Source organism: Streptomyces mayonensis (assembly GCF_018982965.1).
Taxonomy (GTDB): Bacteria; Actinomycetota; Actinomycetes; order Streptomycetales; family Streptomycetaceae; genus Streptomyces; species Streptomyces mayonensis.
The window spans coordinates 80932-104270 of sequence record NZ_JACBYP010000005.1 but is presented as its reverse complement, the minus strand read 5'-3'; the positions used below and the strand labels follow the sequence as shown (position 1 = coordinate 104270).

The 23339-nt window shown below is 69.7% G+C and carries 22 protein-coding genes and 1 pseudogene; 15 read left to right on the top strand and 8 right to left on the bottom strand.

Features of this window, described 5'->3' with window-relative positions; genetic code table 11:
- The gene (locus tag HZS56_RS03200; protein ID WP_308407971.1) at positions 1-999 is read left to right on the top strand and encodes a hypothetical protein; all 999 of its coding nucleotides are present in this window, start codon (positions 1-3) and stop codon (positions 997-999) included.
- A gap of 87 nt (positions 1000-1086) precedes the next feature.
- Here HZS56_RS03200 and HZS56_RS03195 read toward each other — a convergent pair whose 3' ends face one another.
- Positions 1087-1551 (bottom strand): DUF3093 domain-containing protein, encoded by a 465-nt coding sequence (locus tag HZS56_RS03195; protein ID WP_216719107.1) that lies wholly within the window; start codon positions 1549-1551, stop codon positions 1087-1089.
- Positions 1552-1608: 57 nt separating this feature from the next.
- On the opposite strand from HZS56_RS03195, the gene HZS56_RS03190 reads away from it, so the two are divergent.
- From HZS56_RS03190 to HZS56_RS03155, 8 genes are all read left to right on the top strand, one after another.
- The gene (locus HZS56_RS03190) at positions 1609-2193 is read left to right on the top strand and encodes a PaaI family thioesterase (RefSeq protein WP_216719106.1); all 585 of its coding nucleotides are present in this window, start codon (positions 1609-1611) and stop codon (positions 2191-2193) included.
- Positions 2190-2741 (top strand): dUTP diphosphatase, encoded by a 552-nt coding sequence (gene dut / locus HZS56_RS03185; protein ID WP_216719105.1) that lies wholly within the window; start codon positions 2190-2192, stop codon positions 2739-2741. Before HZS56_RS03190 ends, dut begins: the two co-directional genes overlap by 4 nt.
- A 1-nt stretch (position 2742) precedes the next feature.
- Positions 2743-3495 (top strand): DUF3710 domain-containing protein, encoded by a 753-nt coding sequence (locus HZS56_RS03180; RefSeq protein WP_216719104.1) that lies wholly within the window; start codon positions 2743-2745, stop codon positions 3493-3495.
- Between the two features lie 546 nt (positions 3496-4041).
- Positions 4042-4734, top strand: coding sequence for an ABC transporter ATP-binding protein (locus tag HZS56_RS03175; protein WP_216719103.1), 693 nt, complete (start codon positions 4042-4044; stop codon positions 4732-4734).
- A 134-nt stretch (positions 4735-4868) separates the two neighbouring features.
- Positions 4869-7415, top strand: coding sequence for an ATP-binding protein (locus HZS56_RS03170; RefSeq protein ID WP_216719102.1), 2547 nt, complete (start codon positions 4869-4871; stop codon positions 7413-7415).
- Positions 7412-8095 carry a response regulator gene (locus HZS56_RS03165; RefSeq protein WP_216719101.1) on the top strand — a complete coding sequence of 228 codons (684 nt, stop codon included), beginning with the start codon at positions 7412-7414 and terminating at the stop codon, positions 8093-8095. Before HZS56_RS03170 ends, HZS56_RS03165 begins: the two co-directional genes overlap by 4 nt.
- A gap of 84 nt (positions 8096-8179) precedes the next feature.
- Positions 8180-8578: an OB-fold nucleic acid binding domain-containing protein gene (locus HZS56_RS03160; protein ID WP_216719100.1), complete on the top strand. Its 399-nt coding sequence runs from the start codon at positions 8180-8182 to the stop codon at positions 8576-8578.
- A 3-nt stretch (positions 8579-8581) separates the two neighbouring features.
- A complete protein-coding gene (locus HZS56_RS03155) occupies positions 8582-9409 on the top strand; it encodes a DUF3159 domain-containing protein (RefSeq protein ID WP_216719099.1) in 828 nt (275 codons plus the stop codon).
- 112 nt (positions 9410-9521) lie between these two features.
- Here HZS56_RS03155 and HZS56_RS03150 read toward each other — a convergent pair whose 3' ends face one another.
- The 3 genes from HZS56_RS03150 to HZS56_RS03140 form a co-directional block, all read right to left on the bottom strand.
- Complete coding sequence (locus HZS56_RS03150; RefSeq protein WP_216719098.1) at positions 9522-10202, bottom strand: potassium channel family protein; 681 nt, start codon at positions 10200-10202, stop codon at positions 9522-9524.
- Positions 10202-10873 carry a potassium channel family protein gene (locus HZS56_RS03145; RefSeq protein ID WP_216719097.1) on the bottom strand — a complete coding sequence of 224 codons (672 nt, stop codon included), beginning with the start codon at positions 10871-10873 and terminating at the stop codon, positions 10202-10204. Before HZS56_RS03145 ends, HZS56_RS03150 begins: the two co-directional genes overlap by 1 nt.
- A gap of 293 nt (positions 10874-11166) precedes the next feature.
- Positions 11167-11328, bottom strand: a complete 162-nt coding sequence (locus tag HZS56_RS03140; protein ID WP_216719138.1) for a hypothetical protein — start codon at positions 11326-11328, stop codon at positions 11167-11169.
- Positions 11329-11509: 181 nt separating this feature from the next.
- Between HZS56_RS03140 and HZS56_RS03135 the strand changes: the two genes are divergently transcribed.
- From HZS56_RS03135 to HZS56_RS39190, 5 genes are all read left to right on the top strand, one after another.
- Complete coding sequence (locus HZS56_RS03135; protein ID WP_216719096.1) at positions 11510-13573, top strand: APC family permease; 2064 nt, start codon at positions 11510-11512, stop codon at positions 13571-13573.
- A gap of 52 nt (positions 13574-13625) precedes the next feature.
- Entirely contained in the window at positions 13626-15017 is a 1392-nt protein-coding gene (locus tag HZS56_RS03130; RefSeq protein WP_216719095.1) for a class I SAM-dependent RNA methyltransferase, read from the top strand.
- A 290-nt stretch (positions 15018-15307) separates the two neighbouring features.
- On the top strand, positions 15308-15502 hold the full coding sequence (locus HZS56_RS03125; RefSeq protein WP_216719094.1) for a ribbon-helix-helix protein, CopG family: 195 nt from the start codon (positions 15308-15310) through the stop codon (positions 15500-15502).
- Positions 15499-15891 carry a type II toxin-antitoxin system death-on-curing family toxin gene (locus HZS56_RS03120; protein ID WP_216719093.1) on the top strand — a complete coding sequence of 131 codons (393 nt, stop codon included), beginning with the start codon at positions 15499-15501 and terminating at the stop codon, positions 15889-15891. Before HZS56_RS03125 ends, HZS56_RS03120 begins: the two co-directional genes overlap by 4 nt.
- Positions 15892-16003: 112 nt before the next feature.
- Positions 16004-16696, top strand: a complete 693-nt coding sequence (locus HZS56_RS39190; protein ID WP_444875593.1) for an Lsr2 family DNA-binding protein — start codon at positions 16004-16006, stop codon at positions 16694-16696.
- A gap of 90 nt (positions 16697-16786) precedes the next feature.
- Here HZS56_RS39190 and HZS56_RS37980 read toward each other — a convergent pair whose 3' ends face one another.
- The 4 genes and pseudogenes from HZS56_RS37980 to HZS56_RS03100 form a co-directional block, all read right to left on the bottom strand.
- Complete coding sequence (locus HZS56_RS37980) at positions 16787-17068, bottom strand: TerD family protein (protein WP_374201062.1); 282 nt, start codon at positions 17066-17068, stop codon at positions 16787-16789.
- A gap of 124 nt (positions 17069-17192) precedes the next feature.
- Positions 17193-17279: pseudogene (locus HZS56_RS37975) on the bottom strand (hypothetical protein); the annotation flags it as partial.
- A 456-nt stretch (positions 17280-17735) separates the two neighbouring features.
- On the bottom strand, positions 17736-18404 hold the full coding sequence (locus HZS56_RS03105; RefSeq protein WP_216719091.1) for a nucleotidyl transferase AbiEii/AbiGii toxin family protein: 669 nt from the start codon (positions 18402-18404) through the stop codon (positions 17736-17738).
- Positions 18405-18409: 5 nt separating this feature from the next.
- Positions 18410-18802, bottom strand: coding sequence for a hypothetical protein (locus tag HZS56_RS03100; protein WP_216719090.1), 393 nt, complete (start codon positions 18800-18802; stop codon positions 18410-18412).
- Positions 18803-19340: 538 nt separating this feature from the next.
- Here HZS56_RS03100 and HZS56_RS03095 point away from each other — a divergent pair.
- The gene (locus HZS56_RS03095) at positions 19341-22808 is read left to right on the top strand and encodes a type ISP restriction/modification enzyme (RefSeq protein ID WP_216719089.1); all 3468 of its coding nucleotides are present in this window, start codon (positions 19341-19343) and stop codon (positions 22806-22808) included.
- Positions 22809-23339 lie beyond the last annotated feature (531 nt).

Genomic DNA, 23339 nt, shown 5'->3' with positions numbered 1-23339 from the left:
GTGACTGGCTCGACCCCTCCCTGGAAGCGCCGCTTCCCCCGGCGGGGAGCGGACCAAGGGCCGCAGGGCGGTCCGTACAGCGCGCGTGACGACGAGCGGGGCCCGACCGACACGGGGACGGCCCCGCTCGAACCAGTGGTCGGCCGGAGTGACCTCCCGGCGACCGCACAGCCGCCGGCACCCGCTGCCCGGCGCAGGGCAGCGGCGTTCCGGCACAAGGCCGGACAGGGCGTCCGCAACGGCGGCGCCCGGGCCAGAGCGGCCCTGGCCCACCTCGCCGACCGGATCATCGAACTGGCACCGCGCGTGCCCGTACGCGACCTGGCGACGCTCCGCAGGCAGTTCCCCGGCCTCGGACCCGAGGAACTCGCCGACCGGCTCGTGGCCGGCGCGACCCGGGGCACCGCGACCGTGGGAGCCGGGATCGGAGCGGCCGCGATGATGCCCGTACCGCCCGCGATGCCCACGGAACTGGCCGCCGAGGTCACCGGCGTCGCGGCGATCGAGCTCAAGCTGATCGCCGAACTCCACGAGGTCTACGGCGTACGCCCGCCGGGAAATCTCGCCCGGCGCAGCACCGCGTACCTGAACTCCTGGTCGGACGAACGCGGTGTCGACGTGTCCAAGCCGTCGACCGTCGGCTCGGCGATGAACAGCCACATGAAGCGCCAGCTGCGCCAGCAGATCATGAAGCGCATGGTGCGCAACCTGCCGAACCTGATGCCCTTCATGGTGGGCGCCGCCGTGGGTGCCGTCATGAACCGCCGCGACACCGGCAAGCTGGCCGCCAGGATCCGCACCGACCTGCGCAAGCGGCAGGTCGCCTGGAGCGCTCTGGCGGACCTTCCCGCCCTGGAGAAGCCGCAGTACGCCCTGGAGATGGGCGAGATCACCGAGGAGACCGGAAGCGGCCACGGGACGAGCCCCGGCCCCGGGAGAGGCCCCCGCCCCGGTCTCGGCCCCGGTCCCGGTCCCGGTCCCGGTCCTCGGAGAAGCTAGGTCCCCGACCGGTCTCCGGTCGGTCCCCGGGAAAGCTTCGGCAAAGAAGACCGCTGACCCGCCCGCCCCGCTGCGTCCGGTCCCCCGTTACGCGGCCGCCGCCTTCGCCGCCGTCAGCGCCTCGATCAGCCGCTCCGGCTCGCGCGTCGACAGGTACAGGTAGGGAGTCGGGTCCTGCGGATCGGTGACCACCACGCGCACGGCCCGCGGGATGTAGGCGCGCAGCAGCAGGAACGCCCGGGTGTCGGCCTTGTACGTACGCCAGGCGCGGGCCTCCTCCGGATCGAGGATCTCCGCCTCGCCCAGCGCCGTGACCGGCACCTTCGCCTCGCCCGCGATCAGCGAGTCGCCCACCACGCGGATGCGCACCGCGCCGTACGAACTGGCCGCCACGGCCGCCACCGCCGTACCGCCCGCCAGGCCGCCCAGCATGGGCAGCGTGCCGAGGGGCAGCAGGATCAGCGCGAACGCGAGCCCCACGAGGAAGGAGACCAGCCACCAGGAACGGGGCGCGGTGAGGCGTTCTTCGTACGGGGCCGTGGAGAGCTGCATGGACCAAGCTTGGCACGGTATCGGTGATCGGCCGACGCGCGGGTAAGGTCTGCGCCTGTGAGTGGTACTTCCCCAGGTCTCCAGCCCCCTGCCGACGCCGTGAAACCCGTACGGCACCCCGAGGCGCCCGCCCCCGGCGAGCTGCTCGGCGCCCATTACGGCCAGTGCTTCGGCTGCGGAGGCGACCAGCCGCACGGACTGCACCTCCAGGCGCGGGCCGGTGAAGGCGTGTCGATCACCGCCGAGTTCACCGTGCGCCCCGCCCACCAGGGCGCCCCCGGCCTGGCGCACGGCGGTGTGCTGGCGAGCGCCCTGGACGAGACCCTCGGCTCGTTGAACTGGCTGCTGCGCACGATCGCGGTGACCGGACGGCTGGAGACCGACTTCCGGCTGCCGGTGCCCGTGGACACGACGCTGTACCTGGAGGCCGAGGTGACGGCGGTCGCCGGCCGGAAGATCTACTCCACCGCCACCGGCCGGATCGGCGGCCCCGAAGGCCCCGTGGCCGTCCGCGCGGACGCCCTGTTCGTCGAGGTCAAGGTCGATCACTTCGTCGAGAACGGGCGCGACGAGGATATCCGTGCCGCCATGGACGACCCCGACCAGGTCCGCCGGGCCCGCGCCTTCGAGGTGAACCCGTGAGCGACGCCGGTCTCGAGGTCCTGATCCGGTGCGTCGACCCCGACGTACCGCTCCCGGCGTACGCGCAGCCCGGGGACGCGGGCGCCGACCTGTGCACCACTGTCGGCTGCGAGCTGGCACCCGGCGAACGCGCCGTACTGCCCACCGGTGTGTCTGTGGCGCTGCCCGAGGGGTACGCGGCCTTCGTGCACCCACGTTCCGGACTGGCCGCGCGCTGCGGCGTCGCCCTCGTGAATGCCCCGGGGACGATTGATGCCGGGTACCGTGGGGAGATCAAGGTGATCGTGGTGAATCTCGACCCGCGCGAGAGCGTGCGGTTCGAGCGCTTCGACCGGATTGCCCAACTGGTCGTCCAGCAGGTCGAGAGGGTCCGCTTCCGTCAGGTCGCGGAACTTCCCGACTCGGCGCGGGCCGAGGGGGGCTTCGGGTCCACCGGCGGCCACGCCGGATGGGACCGTGCAAGCGGCACAAGCGGTCAGGTCGCCGAGGGCGGCCCGACGGGTGGGAATCGATACGCTTCGGTCGTATCCGACCGGGAAGGACAGTGACGTGTTCGGACGTCGCAAGAAGATGGATGCCGCCGAGGACGCGGCCGGCGAGACCGAGCAGGTCGTCGACAGCGTCGACACCGAGGCGGACGAGGAGCGCGAACGCGTGCGGCTCGAGCCCGAGCCGCGCCCCGACGGACCCTGGGACAGCAGCGAGGTCCGCGACCCCGCCGAGGGCCGGGTGGACCTGGGCGGCCTGTTCGTCCCCGGTGTCGACGGCATGGAACTGCGGGTGGAGGTCGCGGGCGACGCGATCGTCGCCGCGACCGTCGTCCTGCGCGACAGCGCCATCCAGCTCCAGGGTTTCGCCGCGCCCAAGCGCGAGGGCATCTGGGGCGAGGTGCGCGAGGAGATCGCCTCCGGCATCACCCAGCAGGGCGGCATCATCGACGAGGTCGAGGGCCCGCTGGGCTGGGAGCTGCGGGCCCAGGTGCCGGTCCAGCTGCCGGACGGCACCGGCGGCTTCCAGGTCGTGCGGTTCGTCGGCGTGGACGGGCCGCGCTGGTTCCTGCGCGGAGTGATCTCCGGCCAGGGTGCGGTGCAGCCGCAGGCCGCGGGTCTGCTGGAGCAGATCTTCCGGGACACGGTCGTGGTCCGCGGCGACGGCCCGATGGCCCCGCGCGACCCCCTCGTCCTCAAGCTGCCGAACGACGCGCAGATGGTTCCCGAGGGCGTCCAGCAGGAGGAGGGCTCCCGCTTCGCCGGAGGCATGGGCCAGCTCCAGCGCGGACCGGAGATCACCGAAGTCCGCTAGGCAACGACTCCGTACGTCTTCGGGTACGTATCCGAAGGCGATACGTACCCGAAGACGTACGGACGCACGCGACGAGGGCCGCGCCCCTGAGGGGTGCGGCCCTCCGTGTCATGGAAAACCGGGGAGGCGCGACCGCCCGCCCGGGGTGGGCTCACGCTCGCGGGGGCGGGCGCGCGCCCGCCGCAGGCACGGGTTCTGCGGCACCGGGAGCGGGCAGACGCTTCGGGTGCCGGGGCTCGACGGCCGCTCGGCGACGCCTCTTGCCTGACGGGCCGAAGGGGGCTGCCGTGGAGGCACCGGGCGTCCTCGCCGCCGCGGGCCCTTCGCGAACCCTCCGTGCGTCCGGACGGCACGACGGGACGGCCACGGGTCGGCGGCCCGCGCGGCAGAGCGGGGCGCCCGCAGCCGTCGCCGGAGGTGACCGCCGCGCTCACGGAGCCGGTGCCCGGAGCGGGCCGGCGCCGCGGTGGATCCGGAGCCGGCCGTTGAACCTGCGGGTGCCCGCCGGTGATACTGGCGCCCGGTCGCACGGCGGGGGAGGGGCACATGGCCCAGGTGGTCACCGAGACGATGGTGCGCGTCGAGGACGTACGGAAGTCGTACGGGCAGGGCGGCGCCGCCGTGCACGCCCTGCGCGGCGTCTCCTTCGAGGTGCCGCGCGGTGAGCTGGTCGCCCTCAAGGGTCGGTCCGGATCGGGGAAGACCACGCTGCTCAACGTCGTCGGCGGGCTCGACGCACCCGACGCCGGGCGGATCGAGGTCGACGGCCAGGACCTGGCCGGGCTCGACGAGGACGGGCTGCTCGCCCTGCGCCGGGACCGGATCGGCTTCGTCTTCCAGTCCTTCGGGCTCGTCCCGATCCTCACGGCCGCCGAGAACGTCGGTGTGCCGATGCGGCTGCGCCGCGCCGCCCCGCGTGAGCGCGAGGAGCGCGTCGGCCTGCTGCTCTCCCTCGTCGGCCTCGCCGACCACGCCGCCCAGCGGCCCGGCGAGCTCTCCGGCGGCCAGCAGCAGCGCGTCGCCGTCGCCCGCGCCCTCGCCAACAACCCGGCCCTGCTCATCGCCGACGAGCCCACCGGCCAGCTGGACGCCGAGACCGGGCACTCCGTGATGGAGCTGCTGCGGGCCGTCGTACGCAGCGAACGGGTCACCGCCCTGGTCGCCACCCACGACGCCACCCTGCTCGACCTCGCCGACCGGGTGCTGGAGCTGCGGGACGGGGAGATCGCCGAGCAGTGACGCTGCGGCGCCGACTCCGGCGTCAGAGTTCCGTCAAAGACGACCGGCATCCACACCCCCGCCCCGATTTGTCGCGATTGTGGGCCGTAAGGTCGACGCTGCGCACTCAGCGCCGACCGGAAGACAATGGGGCCATGGGACGCGGCAAGCTTCGGATCTACCTCGGTGCGGCACCCGGCGTCGGCAAGACGTACGCGATGCTGGCCGAGGCGCACCGGCGCGTCGAGCGGGGCACCGACTGCGTGGTCGCCTTCGTCGAGCACCACGGCCGCGCCCGCACCGAGGTACTGCTGCGCGGTCTGGAGCAGGTGCCGCGCCGGGAGGTCGAGTACCGCGGCGCCGTCTTCACCGAGCTGGACCTGGACGCGGTCCTGGCCCGTGCCCCACGCGTGGCACTGGTGGACGAACTGGCCCACACCAACGTCCCCGGCGTGCGCAACGCCAAGCGCTGGCAGGACGTCGAGGAACTGCTCGCCGCAGGCATCGACGTCGTCTCGACCGTCAACATCCAGCACCTGGAGTCACTCGGTGACGTCGTGGAGTCGATCACCGGCGTACGGCAGCGGGAGACCGTGCCGGACGAGGTGGTGCGGCGCGCGGACCAGATCGAGCTGGTCGACATGTCGCCCCAGGCACTGCGCCGCCGCATGGCCCACGGCAACATCTACCAGCCGGACAAGGTCGACGCGGCCCTGTCCAACTACTTCCGCCCCGGCAACCTCACCGCCCTGCGCGAGCTGGCGCTGCTGTGGGTGGCGGACCGGGCCGACGAGTACCTCCAGCAGTACCGCAGCGAGCACCGCGTCTCGAAGATCTGGGGCTCGCGCGAACGCATCGTGGTCGGCCTGACCGGCGGCCCCGAGGGCCGGACGCTGATACGGAGGGCCGCGCGCCTCGCCGAGAAGGGCGCCGGCGGCGAGGTGCTGGCCGTGTACATAGCCCGCAGCGACGGGCTGACCTCGGCCTCCCCGAAGGAGCTGGCGGTGCAGCGCACCCTCGTGGAGGACCTCGGCGGTACCTTCCACCACGTCCTCGGCGAGGACATACCGGCCGCGCTGCTGGACTTCGCGCGCGGCGTCAACGCCACCCAGATCGTCCTCGGCTCCTCGCGCCGCAAGGCCTGGCAGTACGTCTTCGGCCCCGGCGTCGGCGCCACGGTCGCCCGCGAGTCCGGGCCCGACCTGGACGTCCACATCGTGACCCACGAGGAGGTCGCCAAGGGCCGCGGACTGCCGGTGGCCAGGGGAGCGCGGCTCGGGCGTTCCCGGATCGTCTGGGGCTGGTTCACCGGGCTCGGCGGACCGGTGCTGCTGACCCTGCTGCTCAGCGCCGTACACCTCGGGCTCGCCAACGACGTGCTGCTGTACCTGGCCCTGACCGTCGCCGCCGCCCTGCTCGGCGGGCTGTTCCCGGCGCTCGCCTCGGCCGCCGTCGGGTCGCTGCTGCTGAACTGGTTCTTCACGCCGCCCGTCAACCGGATCACCATCGCCGACCCCCGGAACATCCTTGCGCTCGCCATATTCGTCGGTGTCGCGCTCTCCGTGGCCTCGGTCGTCGACCTCGCCGCCCGCCGCACCCACCAGGCGGCCAGGCTGCGCGCCGAGTCGGAGATCCTCTCCTTCCTGGCCGGTGACGTGCTGCGCGGCGAGACCAGCCTTGAGACGCTCCTGGAACGTGTGCGCGAGACCTTCGGCATGGAATCGGCCGCCCTGCTGGAGCGGGAGGGCGACGTGGCGCCCTGGACCTGCGCGGGCCGCGCGGGGTCGGGTCCGCCCGTGGAGCGCCCGGAGGACGCCGACGTGGACATGCCGGTCGGCGACCACATGGCCCTCGCGCTGACCGGCCGCGTCCTGCCCGCCGAGGACCGCCGGGTCCTGGCCGCCTTCGCCGTCCAGGCAGCGGTCGTACTGGACCGGCGCCGCCTGCGCGAGGAGGCCGACCGGGCCCGCGCCCTGGCCGAGGGCAACCGCATCCGCACCGCGCTGCTCGCCGCGGTCAGCCACGACCTGCGCACGCCGCTGGCCGGCATCAAGGCGGCGGTGACGAGCCTCAGGTCCGACGACGTGGCGTGGTCGGAGGAGGACCAGGCCGAGCTGCTGGAGGGCATCGAGGAGGGCGCCGACCGCCTCGACCACCTCGTGGGCAACCTGCTCGACATGTCCCGCCTGCAGACCGGCACGGTCACGCCGCTGATCCGCGAGATCGACGTCGACGAGGTGGCGCCGATGGCGCTCGGCGGGGTGCCCGAGGGGAGCGCGGAGCTGGACATCCCGGAGACGCTGCCCATGGTCGCCGTGGACGCCGGGCTCCTGGAGCGGGCGATGGCCAACCTGGTGGAGAACGCCGTCAAGTACAGTCCGGCCGGCCGGACCGTCCTGGTCGCCGCCAGCGCCCTCGCGGACCGCGTGGAGGTACGGGTCGTCGACCGGGGGCCGGGCGTGCCCGACGAGGCCAAGGACCGTATCTTCGAGCCCTTCCAGCGGTACGGCGACGCCCCGCGCGGAGCCGGGGTCGGGCTCGGACTGGCCGTGGCCCGGGGCTTCGCCGAGGCGATGGGCGGCACGCTGAACGCCGAGGACACACCCGGCGGCGGCCTCACCATGGTGCTCACCCTCCGCGCGGTGGGCCGGCCCGCACCGGCCCCCCACCCAGCGACAGCAGAAAGGCAGGCCGCCGGATGACCCGCGTCCTCGTGATCGACGACGAACCGCAGATCGTGCGCGCCCTCGTGATCAACCTCAAGGCGCGCCACTACGACGTCGACGCCGCCCACGACGGTGCCACCGCCCTTCAGCTCGCCGCCGCCCGCCAGCCCGACGTGGTGGTGCTGGACCTGGGCCTGCCGGACATGGACGGCGTCGAGGTGATCAGAGGCCTGCGAGGCTGGACCCGGGTGCCGATCCTGGTGCTCTCCGCCCGCCACTCCTCCGACGAGAAGGTCGAGGCGCTCGACGCGGGCGCCGACGACTACGTCACCAAGCCCTTCGGCATGGACGAGCTGCTGGCCCGGCTGCGGGCCGCCGTCCGCCGCTCCGAGCCGGTCCCCGGCGGCGAGGACGACGTGATCGTGGACACCGCGGAGTTCACCGTCGACCTCGCCGCGAAGAAGGTCCACCGCGGCGGGCGGGACGTACGCCTGACGCCCACCGAGTGGCACCTGCTGGAGGTGCTGGTGCGCAACACGGGACGCCTGGTCAGCCAGAGGCAGCTGCTGCAGGAGGTGTGGGGGCCGTCGTACGGGACGGAGACGAACTACCTGCGGGTCTACATGGCCCAGCTGCGCCGCAAACTGGAGGCCGACCCCGCACACCCCCGGCACTTCGTCACCGAGCCCGGCATGGGATACCGCTTCGAGAAGTGAGCGGGAGGTGCCCGGAACGTGAGCCCCGCCATCCCGTCCCGGGACGGGTGCATGGCTGTCGGCGGGCCCCGGTACGCTTCAGATATGAGTGCTGCTCCGCGTTCCGACAAGCCGGTGGGCCGGTTCCGGCGCATGTTCGACCGGCTCTCCTCGTCACAGGAGGACCTGGAGTCGGAGGAACTGCGCGAGGACACGGACACTACCGGCTGCACCCGCATCGGAGACTGCCAGGACCGGCAGGTCGTGTCGGTTACTGGTACCTTGCGCACGGTCACCCTGCGACCGCGCGCGGGCGTCCCGGCCCTGGAGGCCGAGCTGTTCGACGGGTCCGCCGCCCTCGACGTGGTGTGGCTGGGCAGACGCTCCATCGTGGGCATAGAGCCGGGGCGCAAGCTCATCGCATCGGGCCGGATCTCCATGAGCCACGGCCGCCGGGTGCTCTTCAACCCGAAATACGAACTGAGACCCCTCGGACGGGAGTAGCCGGTGACGTCGCTCGACAAGCCGACCGAAGAGACGACAGAGGCCGACGACTCCCGCGCGGTGACGGAGGCCGCGCTGTTCGAGGCGTTCGGCGGCGTGCGGGGCATGATCGAGACGGTGCTGCCGGGCCTGCTCTTCGTCACCATCTTCACGCTCAACAACGACCTGCACATGTCGGCGATCGCGGCCCTGGCCGTGTCGGTGGTGCTGGTCGTGGTCCGGCTGGTGATGAAGGACACCGTCAAGCACGCGTTCAGCGGGGTCTTCGGTGTCGCCTTCGGCGTGGTCTTCGCGATGATGACCGACAACGCCAAGAACTTCTATCTGCCGGGCATGCTCTACACCCTCGGCCTGGCCCTCGCCTACATCGTCACCTCGCTGGCCGGAGTGCCGCTCATCGGGCTGATCCTCGGACCGGTCTTCAAGGAAAACCTCTCCTGGCGCACCCGCAACCCGGGCCGCAAGAAGGCGTACACGAAGGCCAGCTACGCGTGGGGCCTCATCCTGCTCGCCAAGTCCGCGATCCTCTTCCCGCTGTACTGGTGGGCGGACACCGAGCAGCTCGGCTGGGTCCTGGTCACCCTGAAGATCCCGCCCTTCCTGCTCGCCGTCTGGCTGACCTGGGTCTTCCTGGCCAAGGCGCCGGCGCCCATCGACGTGTTCGCGGAGATGGAGGCGGCGGAGGAGGCCGAGAAGGCGGAGAAGGCCGCGCGTGAGCGGCACGACCGGGACACCGACGGCACCCTTCCGGGACCGTCCGGAGCCGGCGAAACCGACGGAGCCCCCGGAGAGGGCGCCGACCTGCGCGGCGGCAGACACCGCAAGGCCTGACGGACAGGACGACCCGGCGAGACGGTGCAGTACGTCTCGCCGGGTCGCCTTGTCCAGACCTCAGACTCAGGCCTCAGACTCAGACCCAGGCTCGGATCTCGGGCCTCGGGCCTCAGACCGTGCCGTCCGGCCGCCGCCGGGCCGACAGCAGGTCCTCCAGCTGCTCCTCACGGGCCTGCGCCGCGACGAACAGCAGTTCGTCACCCGCCTCCAGGGAGTCCTCCCGCGACGGCGTCAGCACCCGGGTGCCGCGGATGATCGTCACCAGGGACGTGTCCTCCGGCCACTGGACGTCGCCGACCTGGGTGCCGGCCAGCGCCGACTCCTCCGGCAGGGTCAGCTCGACGAGGTTGGCGTCGCCGTGGCTGAAGCGCAGCAGCCGGACCAGGTCGCCGACGCTCACCGCCTCCTCCACCAGGGCCGACATCAGACGCGGGGTGGAGACGGCGACGTCCACGCCCCAGGACTCGTTGAAGAGCCACTCGTTCTTCGGGTTGTTCACCCGGGCAACGACCCGCGGGACGCCGTACTCCGTCTTGGCCAGCAGCGACACGACCAGGTTGACCTTGTCGTCGCCCGTCGCGGCGATCACGACGTTGCAGCGCTGCAGCGCCGCCTCGTCCAGGGACGTGATCTCGCACGCGTCGGCGAGCAGCCACTCCGCCATCGGGACCCGCTCGACCGAGATGGCGGTCGGCGCCTTGTCGATGAGCAGGATTTCGTGGCCGTTCTCCAGCAGCTCGCCCGCGATCGAACGGCCGACCGCGCCGGCACCGGCAATGGCGACCCTCATCAGTGACCGCCCTCCTCTTCGGGACCCTTGGCGAACGCCGCCTCGACCTTGTGGACCTCGTCGGTGCGCATCATCACGTGCACCAGGTCACCCTCCTGCAGCACCGTCTGCGAGGAGGGCAGGATCGCCTCCCCGAGCCGCGTGACGAAGGCCACCCGCACTCCCGTCTCCTCCTGGAGCCGGCTGATCTTGTGACCGACCCAGGACGACGAGGTGTGCACCTCGGCGAGCTGCACCCCGCCCGTGGGATCGCGCCACAGCGGCTCGGCGCCCGAGGGGAGCAGCCGGCGCAGCATCTGGTCGGCCGTCCAGCGGACGGTGGCCACGGTGGGGATGCCCAGCCGCTGGTAGACCTCGGCGCGTCGGGGGTCGTAGATACGGGCGGCGACGTTCTCGACGCCGAACATCTCGCGGGCCACGCGGGCGGCGATGATGTTCGAGTTGTCCCCGCTGGACACGGCGGCGAAGGCACCGGCGTCCTCGATGCCGGCCTCGCGCAGGGTGTCCTGGTCGAAGCCGATGCCGGTGACCCGGCGGCCGCCGAAAGAGGAACCGAGACGCCGGAAGGCGGTGGGGTCCTGGTCGATCACGGCGACCGTGTGCCCCTGCTGTTCCAGGTTCTGGGCGAGAGCGGAGCCGACCCGCCCGCAGCCCATGATGACAATGTGCACGGCTTACACCACTCTTCTTCTCAGCCCACTGAGCGGGGTGAACGTCCCGTTCATCTTCCTCTTTCGGCTCGACGGGCACACACATGCGGCCCCGTCGGGAGCCGCATGCCACCATCATGCCCGCCCGCCGCGGCACCACCCCGCCGGGGTGGGCGGCCATGGCGGCCGGGGGAGTGGGGAGGGACGAGACGGAAGCGAGGGTGAGAGCCGCAGGGCGCGGATGCAAGCGCGCGAGCGTGGGTCACGGACGGCGGATCACCGACGACGCAAGGCGACGCAACACCGACGACGCATCACGGACGGCGGAGTTCGTCCCCCGCGGGTACGCAGGGCCGCTCGGGCCAGCCCTCCGCCGGCGTTCCCCGTCGCCCGATGCTGCGCACGCTGGCGAACGTCAGGATTCCGAGGCCGACGAGCGTGACGGCGCCGCCGATCAGCTCCGCGGACAGATGCATGGGAACTCCCTCAGCGCGACGGACAGCCTTCGACCGGTGCTGGTCATATAGGCATGCGAACCCCGTCACCTGCGGAATTCCCAGCCGCCCCGTCCCGCGAATTCACCCGTAGGGCAGACGGCGGGCGGTTCGGGGGTGGCGGGTAGGCGGTCGCTCGTTCGAACGCTTACGATCCTCTGTTGTGTCCAAACTGACCGACGTGCCCAAGCGGATCCTGATCGGGCGCGCACTGCGCAGCGACCGGCTGGGCGAGACGCTCCTGCCGAAGCGCATCGCCCTCCCCGTGTTCGCGTCCGACCCGCTGTCCTCGGTTGCCTACGCGCCCGGCGAGGTGCTGCTGGTCCTGTCCATCGCGGGCGTGTCGGCGTACCACTTCAGCCCCTGGATCGCGGTCGCGGTCGTCGTCCTGATGTTCACCGTCGTCGCCTCCTACCGGCAGAACGTCCACGCCTACCCGAGCGGCGGCGGCGACTACGAGGTGGCCACCACCAACCTGGGCCCGAAGGCCGGTCTGACCGTGGCCAGCGCCCTGCTGGTGGACTACGTCCTGACGGTCGCGGTCTCCATCTCCTCCGGCATCGAGAACCTGGGCTCGGCGATCCCCTTCGTCGTCGAGCACAAGGTCCTGTGCGCGGTCGCCGTGATCCTGCTGCTGACGCTGATGAACCTGCGCGGGGTCAGGGAGTCGGGCACCCTCTTCGCGATCCCGACGTACGTCTTCGTCGCGGGCGTCTTCATCATGATCGTGTGGGGCGCGTTCCGCGGCCTGGTGCTGGGCGACAGCATGCGCGCCCCGACCGCGGAGTACGAGATCAAACCGGAGCACGGAGGCCTGGCGGGCTTCGCCCTGGTCTTCCTCCTCCTGCGCGCCTTCTCCTCGGGCTGCGCCGCGCTCACCGGCGTCGAGGCGATCTCCAACGGTGTCCCGGCCTTCCGCAAGCCCAAGTCGAAGAACGCGGGCAACACCCTGGCGATGATGGGCCTGCTCGCCGTCACCATGTTCTGCGGCATCATCGCGCTCGCCTCGGCGACGGACGTCCGCATGTCGGAGAACCCGGCCACCGACCTCTTCCACAACGGCGTCGCGGTCGGCGCGGACTACGTCCAGCACCCGGTGATCTCGCAGGTCGCCGAGGCGGTCTTCGGCGAGGGCAGCTTCCTGTTCGTCGTCCTGGCCGCCGCCACCGCGCTCGTCCTCTTCCTCGCCGCGAACACCGCGTACAACGGCTTCCCGCTGCTCGGCTCGATCCTCGCCCAGGACCGCTACCTGCCGCGCCAGCTCCACACCCGCGGCGACCGCCTGGCCTTCTCCAACGGCATCGTGCTCCTGGCGGGCGCGGCGATGCTCCTGGTCGTCGTCTACGGCGCCGACTCCACGCGGCTGATCCAGCTGTACATCGTCGGCGTGTTCGTGTCCTTCACGCTGAGCCAGATCGGCATGGTCCGCCACTGGAACCGCAACCTGACCACCGAACGGGACCCGGCCAGACGCCGCCACATGATCCGCTCCCGGGCGATCAACGCCTTCGGTGCCTTCTTCACCGGACTCGTCCTGGTCGTCGTGCTGGCCACCAAGTTCACCCACGGAGCCTGGGTCGCCCTGCTCGGCATGTGCATCTTCTTCGCCACGATGACGGCGATCCGCAAGCACTACGACCGCGTCGCCGAGGAGATCGCGGCCCCCGAGGACCCCGACGAGGCGCAGGCCGACGACATGGTGCGGCCCTCCCGCGTCCACTCCGTGGTCCTGATCTCCAAGATCCACCGCCCCACGCTCCGCGCCCTCGCCTACGCCAAGCTCATGCGCTCCGACAGCCTGGAGGCGCTCAGCGTCAACGTCGACCCGGCCGAGACGAAGGCCCTGCGGGAGGAGTGGGAGCGGCGCGGCATCGCCGTACCCCTGAAGGTGCTGGACTCGCCGTACCGCGAGATCACGCGGCCGGTCATCGAGTACGTCAAGGGCCTGCGCAAGGAGTCCCCGCGCGACGCAGTCTCCGTGATCATCCCGGAGTACGTGGTCGGCCACTGGTACGAGCACCTGCTGCACAACCAGAGCGCCCTGCGCCTCAAGGGGCGCCTGCTGTTCACGCCCGGCGTCATGGTCACGTCCGTCCCCTACCAGCTGGAGTCCTCCGAGGCCGCCAGGCGCCGGGCCCGCAGGCGCCAGAACTGGAGCGCCCCCGGCGCGGTCCGCCGCGGTCCCGCCCACCACGACCGTACGAAGGACCCCTCTTCGTCCACGTAGACTGGACGGCTGTTGTCCTCTGTCGTCCCCCGTTCTCTGGAGTCACCCCGCCATGCAGGCAGAACCGAAGAAGTCGCAGGCGGAGCCCGGGCCGGAGTCCCGGGCGGAGTCCAAGGCGGGCTCGCTGGTGGGCGAGGAGTACGAGGTCGAGGTCGGCCCCGTCGCCCACGGCGGCCACTGCATCGCCCGCACGTCCGAGGGGCAGGTGCTGTTCGTCCGGCACACGCTGCCCGGCGAGCGGGTCGTGGCCCGGGTGACGGAGGGCGAGGAGGGCGCCCGCTTCCTGCGTGCCGACGCGGTCGAGATCCTGGACGCCTCCAAGGACCGCATCGAGGCCCCCTGCCCGTTCGCCGGCCCCGGCCGCTGCGGCGGCTGCGACTGGCAGCACGCCAAGCCGGGCGCCCAGCGCCGCCTGAAGGGCGAGGTCGTCGCCGAGCAGCTGGAGCGCCTCGCGGGGCTCACCCCCGAGGAGGCCGGCTGGGACGGCACCGTGATGCCGGCCGAGGGCGACAAGCTCCCCGCAGGGCAGGTCCCGTCCTGGCGCACCCGCGTGCAGTACGCGGTGGACGCGGACGGCCGCGCAGGCCTGCGCCGCCACCGCTCCCACGAGGTCGAACCGGTCGACCACTGCCTCATCGCGGCGGACGGCGTCAGCGAGCTGGGCATCGAGCAGCGCGAGTGGCCCGGCATGTCGACCGTCGAGGCGATCGCGGCCACCGGCTCCCAGGACCGCCAGGTCATCCTCACCCCGAGGCCCGGCGCCCGCCTCCCCCTCGTCGAACTGGACCGCCCGGTCTCGGTCATGCGGGTAGGGGAGTCTCAGGGACGGGCCGGGGCCGGCGGCGTCCACCGCGTCCACGGCCGCCCCTTCGTCCGCGAACGCGCCGACGGGCGCACCTACCGGGTCGGCTCCGGCGGCTTCTGGCAGGTCCACCCGAAGTCCGCCGACACCCTGGTCACGGCGGTCATGCAGGGCCTGCTGCCCCGCAAGGGCGACATGGCCCTGGACCTCTACTGCGGCGTGGGCCTCTTCGCGGGCGCCCTCGCCGACCGGGTCGGCGACCAGGGCGCGGTCCTCGGCATCGAGTCCGGCAAACGCGCCGTCGAGGACGCCCGCCACAACCTGGCCGGCTTCGACCGGGTCAGGGTGGAACAGGGCAAGGTCGAGTCGGTCCTGCCCGGCACCGGAATCTCCGAGGTCGACCTCGTCCTCCTCGACCCGCCCCGCGCGGGCGCCGGCCGCAAAACGGTCCAGCACCTCACGACCCTGGGCGCCCGCCGCATCGCCTACGTCGCCTGCGACCCGGCCGCCCTGGCCCGCGACCTGGCGTACTTCCGGGACGGGGGGTACCGGGTGCGGACGCTGCGGGCGTTCGATCTGTTTCCGATGACGCACCATGTGGAGTGCGTGGCGATTCTGGAGCCTGTGGGCAAGGGATCCTGACCTGCGCTTTTGTTGTCCGGGTGGGTTGCTCGATCTGTTTCCCTCTGTACAGCGGTTCGAGCGGGGGATTGATCTTTGCGCCTTGCTGACCTGCGGTTTCGTGAGCGAGGTGCCTGCATGGGTGACGCATATAGAGGGGCGTTCGGAGAATCTTGACGCCCGGATGACGCTCGAAGCGGAAGTCTCTGCTGCACCTCCGCCACCGCTGTGAGCCACCGTCTTAGGCCGCGCGTTGCTGGAGAACGCGACTCGACCGCGCCATCGTGATACCGGTCAGGTATCATCTGTGTATGGCGATGACACTCCGACTCCCCGACGACCTTGACGCGAAGCTCACCGAGCGGGCTCGTCGGGAGGGTCGCAGCAAGCAGGAACTTGCCATCGAGGCCATCCGTGACGCCCAGCACCGGGCCGAGCTGAAGGTCGATGACGTCCTGGCCGAGCTGATGGACAGCGATGCGGAGATCCTGGACTACCTGAAGTGACCCAAGTGCGCTACATCCATATCGACGAGATCCTGGCCATCGCCCGCACGGTCAACGGTACCGAGCACAGCGTGCGTGACATGGGACTTTTGGTGGCAGCGATCGAACGGCCCCGGACGAACGTGTTCGGGGCCGAGGTGTATCCCACGCTGCACGAGAAGGCCGCGGCACTGCTGCACTCCGTCGCGCGCAATCACGCGCTGATCGACGGCAACAAGCGCACCGCCTGGCTTGCCATGCGTGTCTTCCTGCGGTTCAACGGCGTCAGCGCCGGTACCGCCCCGCCACCCGTCTCCGTGGCCGGTCCGTTCGTCGAGGACGTCGCGCAGGACAACATTGATATACCAGCCATCGCCAAGTGCCTGGCGGCCTGGTTCCCCACTTTCTGACGTTCGACGTCGCGCGGGGAAGCGAGATGAGGTCTCGAAAGTGGCGCTGACTCCATGGAGTCTGCCGGACAGGCTGATCCCTACTCGTGGGATCTGTTCGGTCAGTGGATTGATGCGTGTGCCTGCACGATACGTAGCAACCAGCGATCGCATTCCTCTCGTAACAGCACAGGAGGTCGCTGATTGGCTTGTGCGATCGACCAGCACCAGACTTCTCCCTCGGGAGATCTTCCAACTGCTCTTCGGATCCGACGGGTCGACCAGTGGCGTGGAGGGAGTCTGGGCTGCAGTGGAACGTCGGCTTGATGCCGTGCACCGTGTGGGCCAGGCACTGTGGGAAAGCGGCAACGACCCCACGGACATCGCCTACAACCAGGGCAGGCTGAGCGTTCGCGACCTCTGGCGCATGCTGAAGACCAGTACGACCGCCTCACCGATCAATCAAAATGAGATCGAACAAGCTATTGGTTTCCTAACGTCTCCCGTCGTGTCCGCCGCCGAGAAGGTAAAGCACGACGAATACTCCGCCTGCGCGTCCCTACCGGTCGTCGCAGCCAGGCTGCGATCACTGGCAGACGTGATCGAGAACGGCATCCCGCAGCGCACGGCTCACCAGGCCGTAGTTCCATCCACCGTACGCACCAGGACAGTCCCGGCCCCGAGAAAGGGCCCGACTCCAGCACCCCACCTCGTCCGCGCTTGGGCAGCAGCGACTGGACGTCCGGTGAGCCGGGCTGGTCGGCTACCGGCTAGTCTCATCGCGGACTATCAGGCAGCCCATCCGATGCCTCATGACGAGGACTGAGCGGGGCAGACACACTGGGGCGTGATGGCGCCAAGCCCCGACGCCCGTCCCACCGGGCGTACCTTCACGTCGAAAGCAACCGACCAGCCATCACGGCCGACTCTCGTGGTCATGCGACATCGACCCGTGAGCGCTGGCGAGACCGTTGAGGCCGTCCGCCCATCCCTGACCGATGGCGCGCAGTTTCCAGACGGAACGGGTCTCGACGGTGTGCCGGTCCAAATCGGCGATGACCATGGCGCGGATGCTGGGGTCGGTGGGAGGCTGGAACACCCACGTAGCTCCTACGCCGCTCTCCATGTGCAGGTTGGCGTGGGTAAGGGATCCGCAGGCGCGGCCGGTGTCGACGTCCGCGTTGATGGCTACGGCCACACTCCGTACCCGTTCGGGAAGAGCAGCGAGGTGGAGAACCAACGGCGCGCTCAACGAGCCGAGGTCCCTCTTGCTGCTTGCCCAGCAGTCGTGCGGTGCCGTCCGCGGCGGACGGCTGGTTGTAGAAGACGAAGTCCTCGTCGCGGGCGACCTGCCCCTCCTCGCCAGTGAGGAAGAGGGTGAGGTCCGCGTCCGCGCTGGCGAAGGCCATGTGGAGGCTCTGCCGGGCTTCTTCGGGCAGGACGACGGTCTGTCCCGGGACCAGCGTGGGGGCTGCCGCGGTGGGGCAGGCGCAGCAACCGGCACTGACGCCCCCTGCTGCTTCCACTCGATAAACGGCCTTATGCGGAACGGATCGTTGCTCGATATCCGGTTGTCCGGCGGGGTGTTTGCCGTGAGGTTGACGTCGCGGGCGGCCGGCGATGCGTCGCCACTGACGGATTCGTTGTGGGCGTGATCCAGTAGATTCTGGAGAGCGGCCATCCGGGACGTGTCCATGCTTGATCACGGTGGACTGGCCGCCGCTCGCGGTCATGTGGGACTGCACCTGTAGCCGACCCCGGCGATCACCTTGCCTCCGTGGACGCTCATGGTGACCACCGTGGCACTGTACGGTACGGCGGATTTCAGTACGCAAGTCTCACCGCGAGTCCTCATCCGGACGTGATCAGTCGATGTGCGGATCATCGGACTCATCGAGGAGACGAGCGGCGAGGTCGTCGGCCCAATCCACAGCCCAAGCGCGAAGCGCGGTGATGGTGGCGTCATCGAGCCCGTAGGTGAGGAAGGCTTCGTCGTCGGTCCACTCGGCGCCCGTGAGGTTCGATTGCAGGTCTTCGCGCTCGAAGCGGCCGCGGGCGTGGCGGCGGCCGAACTCTTCGAGCTCGGTGTTGGTCCACCGCCGGGAGGCTGCGAACACGTCGATCAGGTCGCGGGGCGCGCCGCGGTCGGCCAGCGCGCGTACCTTGGTCCCGATCACGTCCTCCTCCGCGAGGACGGGACCGTACGGGCTCTGGGCGACCGGCCGCCAGAAGATCTCCTTGAGGATGTCGACCTCGCATTCCTGCCCGGTGGCCGGGTCGGACACGGTGAAGCGGGCGGACAGCGGGGCTGTCTCCAGTGCCTGCACCTCCCAGCCGCGGGCTTCCAGGCCGGCGCGGAGCGTGGTGGCGATGTCGGCCATGGGAGCCGGGTTCTCGGTGGCGACATCGAGATCCTGGCTGGGGCGATTCACGAGGCCGTGCGCCCGCACGGCGTATCCACCGGTGAGAACGAGTGGATACGGGGAACCGAGCGCGATCACGTCCGCCAAGAGCCGCGTGTGCAGCTCCGGCATGTCCGTCACGCGGCTGCCCGGGTGCGGGAGGCGAGCTGAGGGAAGGCGTCTTCCCATACGGCGCGCACGGTGCGGCCGACGAGAGTGCGCAGCACCGGCCACAGTTGGAGGAGCAGGTCTTGGTTGAGGTAGCGGGGCAGGTCGTCGCGCAGGCCCTCGTGCAGGACGGTCCGGTAGAGACCCATACGCTGACGCGGCTTGCCCAGGTCGTACGAGGCCATCCCGGACCAGGCCATGTGCAGCGGCAGATGCACGACACCGTGGGTCGGCCCGTGCAACCCGTCCAGCGACTCCGGCAGACGCCGCCGGAACTTCTCCCGGTACAGCGCGAGGTCCTCGGCGACCGCGCCCGAGGGGTCGCTCGGCGTGGGTGCGGCGTGCTGTGAGCTGGAGGGCATGACTCCATTATGGCGGCCTGAGACGCGGTGAGGGTCATGATGTGCGAGCCGGCGTCCGGAGCGAGCGGGGCGGATCCCCGGGTGAGCTGATTGCCGCAGTCTGCTCTTCCGTGAGCGGTGCTGACTCCTGGCAGTCCGCCGGGCGTGCTGGTCCCGTCCCCGGGGGGCGTCCGTCCAGCGGGTTAATGCGTATGGCGGCAAGCATCTGCAGGACTTTCGAGAGGCGGGGCAGAGGGTCCGCTCGCTTTCGGTGATTCGCACAGCGTGAGTCGCTGCGATGGCGGAATGAAGGAAGGAGACCAGGACCCCGGCAGTAAATCGGGAATGGCGTCCCGAGAGCGCCTTCCCGCCCGAGGGAGGAAGAGACCGCCAGATCCCCCTTGAGCGCAACATCCGCCCCTCTTTTCACAGCGGTCACGGAACGCGCCGTCCGTGCCCCTCGCGCGCCCCCCGTGCGCACTGAGCCGGTCCTTTCGCCTCCAACAAGCTGTGTCTGCGGTGATCCACCGTCCGTGTCCACAGCTTGGAGGGGGACAAGGTGCCGGAGGAGTGGATGCGGGCTCTCGTGTCGGACTTTGGGGCCGAGTGCAAGGAGCGTCTGCGGGTCAGCGACACGGAGGCGTCCATCAGCCTGCCGGTGGCGAAGCTGGTGGAGAAATTCGGGGCGCGCTGGAAGCTGCGTCCTCGCCTTCATCCTGAGTATTCCTTGCCCGAGGCCCGGGTGCGTCCGGATTACGCGGTGGAGACAGCGGGGCGCATCACCGGGTTCCTCGAGCTGAAGGCCCCGGGGCACGACGTCACGCCTGACGGCTTCACGAAGCGGGACCGGGAGCAGTGGGAGCTGATGCGCCGGCTGCCGAATGTGCTGTATAGCAACGGTCACACCTGGTGCCTGTACCGAGGCGGATCGCGGCCTCTGCGCACGGTACGGCTCGAAGGTGATCTGTACCGGTCCGGCAGCCGGTTGCGTACCAGCGCAGCCGACGGAGCTGCGTTTCGGGGTCTGTTGCGGGAATTCCTCGGATGGCAGCCCCGACGCATCACGACTGTTGGCCAGTTGGTGTCGTCTATCGCTCCGCTGTGTCAGTACTTGCGCGAGGAGGTGCTGGAGCAGCTCGCCCTCGAACGCAGAACGCCAGACGGTCCTCGCAGCCGACGGCTTGTCCCCAAGCCTTTCACCGCCTTGGCACACCACTGGAGCAAGGTGCTCTTCCCCTCAACCGATGGACAAGACCCCGATCACCTCTTCGCCGACCGTTACACCCAGACGATCGCCTTCGCCCTGCTGCTGGCCCGTATCGAAAACGTACCGCTCGCCGACCGTAACTTCGTTGACGTTGCACGTGAGTTGAAGGCAGAGAACACGGTCATGGGTCGAGCCCTGCAGTTGCTGACGGAGACGGTGGACGCCGAGTTCGCCCGCCGAATCGACACGCTGGTGCAGGTCATCGACGCTGTCGACTGGGAGGCGATCCGAGCACGGACGCCCGACGCCCACGTTCATCTCTACGAGGATTTCCTCCAGGAATACGACCGCGATCTGCGTAAACGCTCCGGCACGTACTACACCCCGCCCCGTCTGGTGAAGGCGATGGTTCGCTTCACCGACGCAGTCCTGCGCACCCGCCTGGGCTGTGTGGAGGGCTTCGCCGACGAGCAGGTGACGATCGTCGACCCCGCCATGGGCACCGGCACATTCCTCAGCGAGATTATCGACAGGGTCGCCGAAGAACGCTCCCGCCGCGGGGAGGGGTTCCGCGGCGAAGCGGTGGAACAGTTGGCGGGACGGCTGATCGGCTTCGAGCGTCAGATGGCCGCCTACGCGGTCGCCCAGATGAGAATCACCCAGACCCTCCGTAAGCAAGTCACCGACACTCAACTCGGCGACCTGCGGCTCCATCTCGCCGACACCCTCGCAGACCCCTACGAGAGGGCCACGCTCTTCACGTTCCTGCCCGATGGTGATCCTCTGATCGAGAACACCCGCAAGGCGGACTGGATCAAGCGCGAGCAGAAGGTCACTGTCATGATCAGTAACCCCCCGGACCGGGAGAGAGCCGAGGGGGAGGGCGGCTGGGTGGAGAAAGGGCGCGAGGGGGATGACAAAGCACCCCTGCTCGATGCCTTCCGCCTCGGTGGCAGAAACGGAGTACACGAGAACAAGCTCAAGAACCTGTACGTCTACTTCTGGCGCTGGGCCACCTTCAAGGTCTTCGAACAGCACCGTTCCGAGTCGGACCGCGGAATCGTCGCCTTCATCAGTACCGCGGGCTTCCTCAGCGGGCCCGGTTTCCGAGGGATGAGGAAGTACCTGCGTGAGACTTGTTCCGAAGGCTGGATCATCGACCTCAGCCCCGAGGGTATCCAGCCACCTTTACGGACACGCCTTTTCGAGGGCGTTCAGCAGCAACTGACGATCGCCGTGTTCGTCCGTAGCAGAGCCGACACCGAATCTGCCCGTATCAGGTACGTCGCCCTGGACGGCAGCACTCGTGAGGAGAAGTACGCACAGCTCGAGGCTCTCAAGCCGGACAGTGACCAGTGGCGGTCGGTGCGTCAGGACGTCCATGCTCCGTTCACGCCTGCGGCCATCGGAGCATGGGATACGTATCCCGCATTGGATGATCTGCTGCCATGGACAGTGCCCGGCATTTTGCCCAAGCGGACGTGGGTCTACTCGGCGGACCCCGATACGCTGCGCTCTCGGTGGCGGAGGTTGACCGCCGAGACGGACCTGGCCGAGAAGCGTGCCTTGTTCAGGGAGACCAAAGGCGGCCGTACCATCGACCGGCCGGTCAAGCCGCTCCCGGGATCGGCACACCGAAGGCGGTCGATGCTGGAGGCGGGTCCCGAGTGTCCGGAACCGGTGCCCGTGGCCTTCCGCCCCTTCGATCGGCAGTGGATCATCCCGGACAACAGAATCCTCGACAGGTGCTCGCCGGAGCTGTGGGAGAACCGGGCCGAGGGCCAGATACACATCGTAGAGTTGCACTCAGAACGGTTCGGTGACGGCCCCGCCACGCTGTTCACCGCGCTGATGCCGGACATGCATCACTTCGCCGGCTGGGGTGGTGGCAGGGTGATCCCCTTCCTGCAGAAGGACGGTACCCCCAATGTGACCCCCGGCCTTCTCCAGCACCTTCGTAACTCCTTCGGTGGTCTGGCTGTCTCCGCCGAGGACTTGCTCGCGTACATCGCCGCGATCACGGCCCACCCTGGTTTCCGGTCCCGCTTCGATGACGAACTCACCACCGTCGGCCTCCGCGTACCCCTCACCGGTGACGCCACGCTGTGGTCGGAGGCGTTGCACATCGGGCGGAAGGTGATCTGGGCCTCCACGTTCGGAGAGAGACTCACGGACCCGGTGTCGGGGAGGCCCGGCGGGCCCCAGGAGGTCTGGACGACCGCACAGCCGGCGATCACGTACCGGAGACAGGTCGGCAGGGACGAACTACCCGAGAGTTTCGTCTACGACTCCGACCGTCTGGAACTCCACTTCGGCCAAGGAGTTTTCGGGCCGGTAACTCAGCAAATGCGGGACTACCAGGTCAGCGGACAGAACGTTCTCGAGGGCTGGTTGAAACGCAGGACAGGACCGCCGTCACGCAGAGCCCTCAGCGAGCTGGACCGCATCCGGCCCGAGCGGTGGCTACCTGCCTGGAGTGAGGAACTCCAGTACGTGTTGTCCGTTCTGCGGCATCTGGTCGAGCTGCAGCCGGCTCAGAATGAGCTGCTCGACCGTGTTCTCATGTCACCGCTGGTCAGCGTCGCCGAGTTGCAGCGTCGAAACGTCCTGCCCGTCCCGGACACCGCCCGGCGTTCTGCTCCCGCACCACTACAGACCGACTCCCTCCCCGGGACCGAGGGGATCGAGGGGCGCGAGCCGCACGCTGTAAGGCCACTCACCGCAGAGAGGAGCTCTCCGGCCGACGCTCCCACGCTGCCACGAAGGAGTAGGAATACCGGCGCCGCGCAGTCGTCCCGCAGAAAGCGACAAGATCCGTAGAGCTCTTGATGAAGGTGACGCGCCTGCCGTACCGAGGGCGGGTGCGTCCGGCCAGTCGTGACGCACTTGACGCTCTGGGCGCCCTCAGGCTGCCCGGCGAGCCGAGGAAGTTGCTCTGACCTGGGCTTTTCCATGACTCACTCAGACCGACCTCTTTCCGATGACATCGCATGTTGAGTGCGTGGCGATCCTCGAACCGGCGGGCAAGGGGCTCTGACCTGCGCTTTTGTTGTTCGGGTGGGTTGTTCGACCTGTTTCTTTCCGTGCAGCGGTTCGGGCGGACGGATCGGTCTTTACACCTGGTTGACCTGCGGGTTCGTGAGCGAGTGCCTGTATGGGTGACGCCTTCGGCGGGGTGTTCTGGAGATTCTTGACGCTCGACTGACGCTCGTTGTGGAAGCTTCGAGCGGTGCTGCGAGCGACCATCATCGTCCCCGCGTTACTAGGGAACGCGGCTCGATCGCGTCACTCTGATGCAGGTCGGGCATGCACCCGTACCGACCACCGCGACGCCGGCAGCCGGTACGTGAC

Bases quoted from the DNA above. Each gene is read 5' to 3' on its own strand.
- HZS56_RS03195 (WP_216719107.1), bottom strand. From the start codon at position 1,551: ATGCAGCTCTCCACGGCCCCGTACGAAGAACGCCTCACCGCGCCCCGT.
- HZS56_RS03175 (WP_216719103.1), top strand. From the start codon at position 4,042: ATGGCCCAGGTGGTCACCGAGACGATGGTGCGCGTCGAGGACGTACGG.
- HZS56_RS03170 (WP_216719102.1), top strand. From the start codon at position 4,869: ATGGGACGCGGCAAGCTTCGGATCTACCTCGGTGCGGCACCCGGCGTC.
- HZS56_RS03165 (WP_216719101.1), top strand. From the start codon at position 7,412: ATGACCCGCGTCCTCGTGATCGACGACGAACCGCAGATCGTGCGCGCC.
- HZS56_RS03160 (WP_216719100.1), top strand. From the start codon at position 8,180: ATGAGTGCTGCTCCGCGTTCCGACAAGCCGGTGGGCCGGTTCCGGCGC.
- HZS56_RS03150 (WP_216719098.1), bottom strand. From the start codon at position 10,202: ATGAGGGTCGCCATTGCCGGTGCCGGCGCGGTCGGCCGTTCGATCGCG.
- HZS56_RS03140 (WP_216719138.1), bottom strand. From the start codon at position 11,328: ATGCATCTGTCCGCGGAGCTGATCGGCGGCGCCGTCACGCTCGTCGGC.
- HZS56_RS03130 (WP_216719095.1), top strand. From the start codon at position 13,626: ATGCAGGCAGAACCGAAGAAGTCGCAGGCGGAGCCCGGGCCGGAGTCC.
- HZS56_RS03125 (WP_216719094.1), top strand. From the start codon at position 15,308: ATGGCGATGACACTCCGACTCCCCGACGACCTTGACGCGAAGCTCACC.
- HZS56_RS39190 (WP_444875593.1), top strand. From the start codon at position 16,004: ATGCGTGTGCCTGCACGATACGTAGCAACCAGCGATCGCATTCCTCTC.
- HZS56_RS03105 (WP_216719091.1), bottom strand. From the start codon at position 18,404: ATGCCGGAGCTGCACACGCGGCTCTTGGCGGACGTGATCGCGCTCGGT.
- HZS56_RS03100 (WP_216719090.1), bottom strand. From the start codon at position 18,802: ATGCCCTCCAGCTCACAGCACGCCGCACCCACGCCGAGCGACCCCTCG.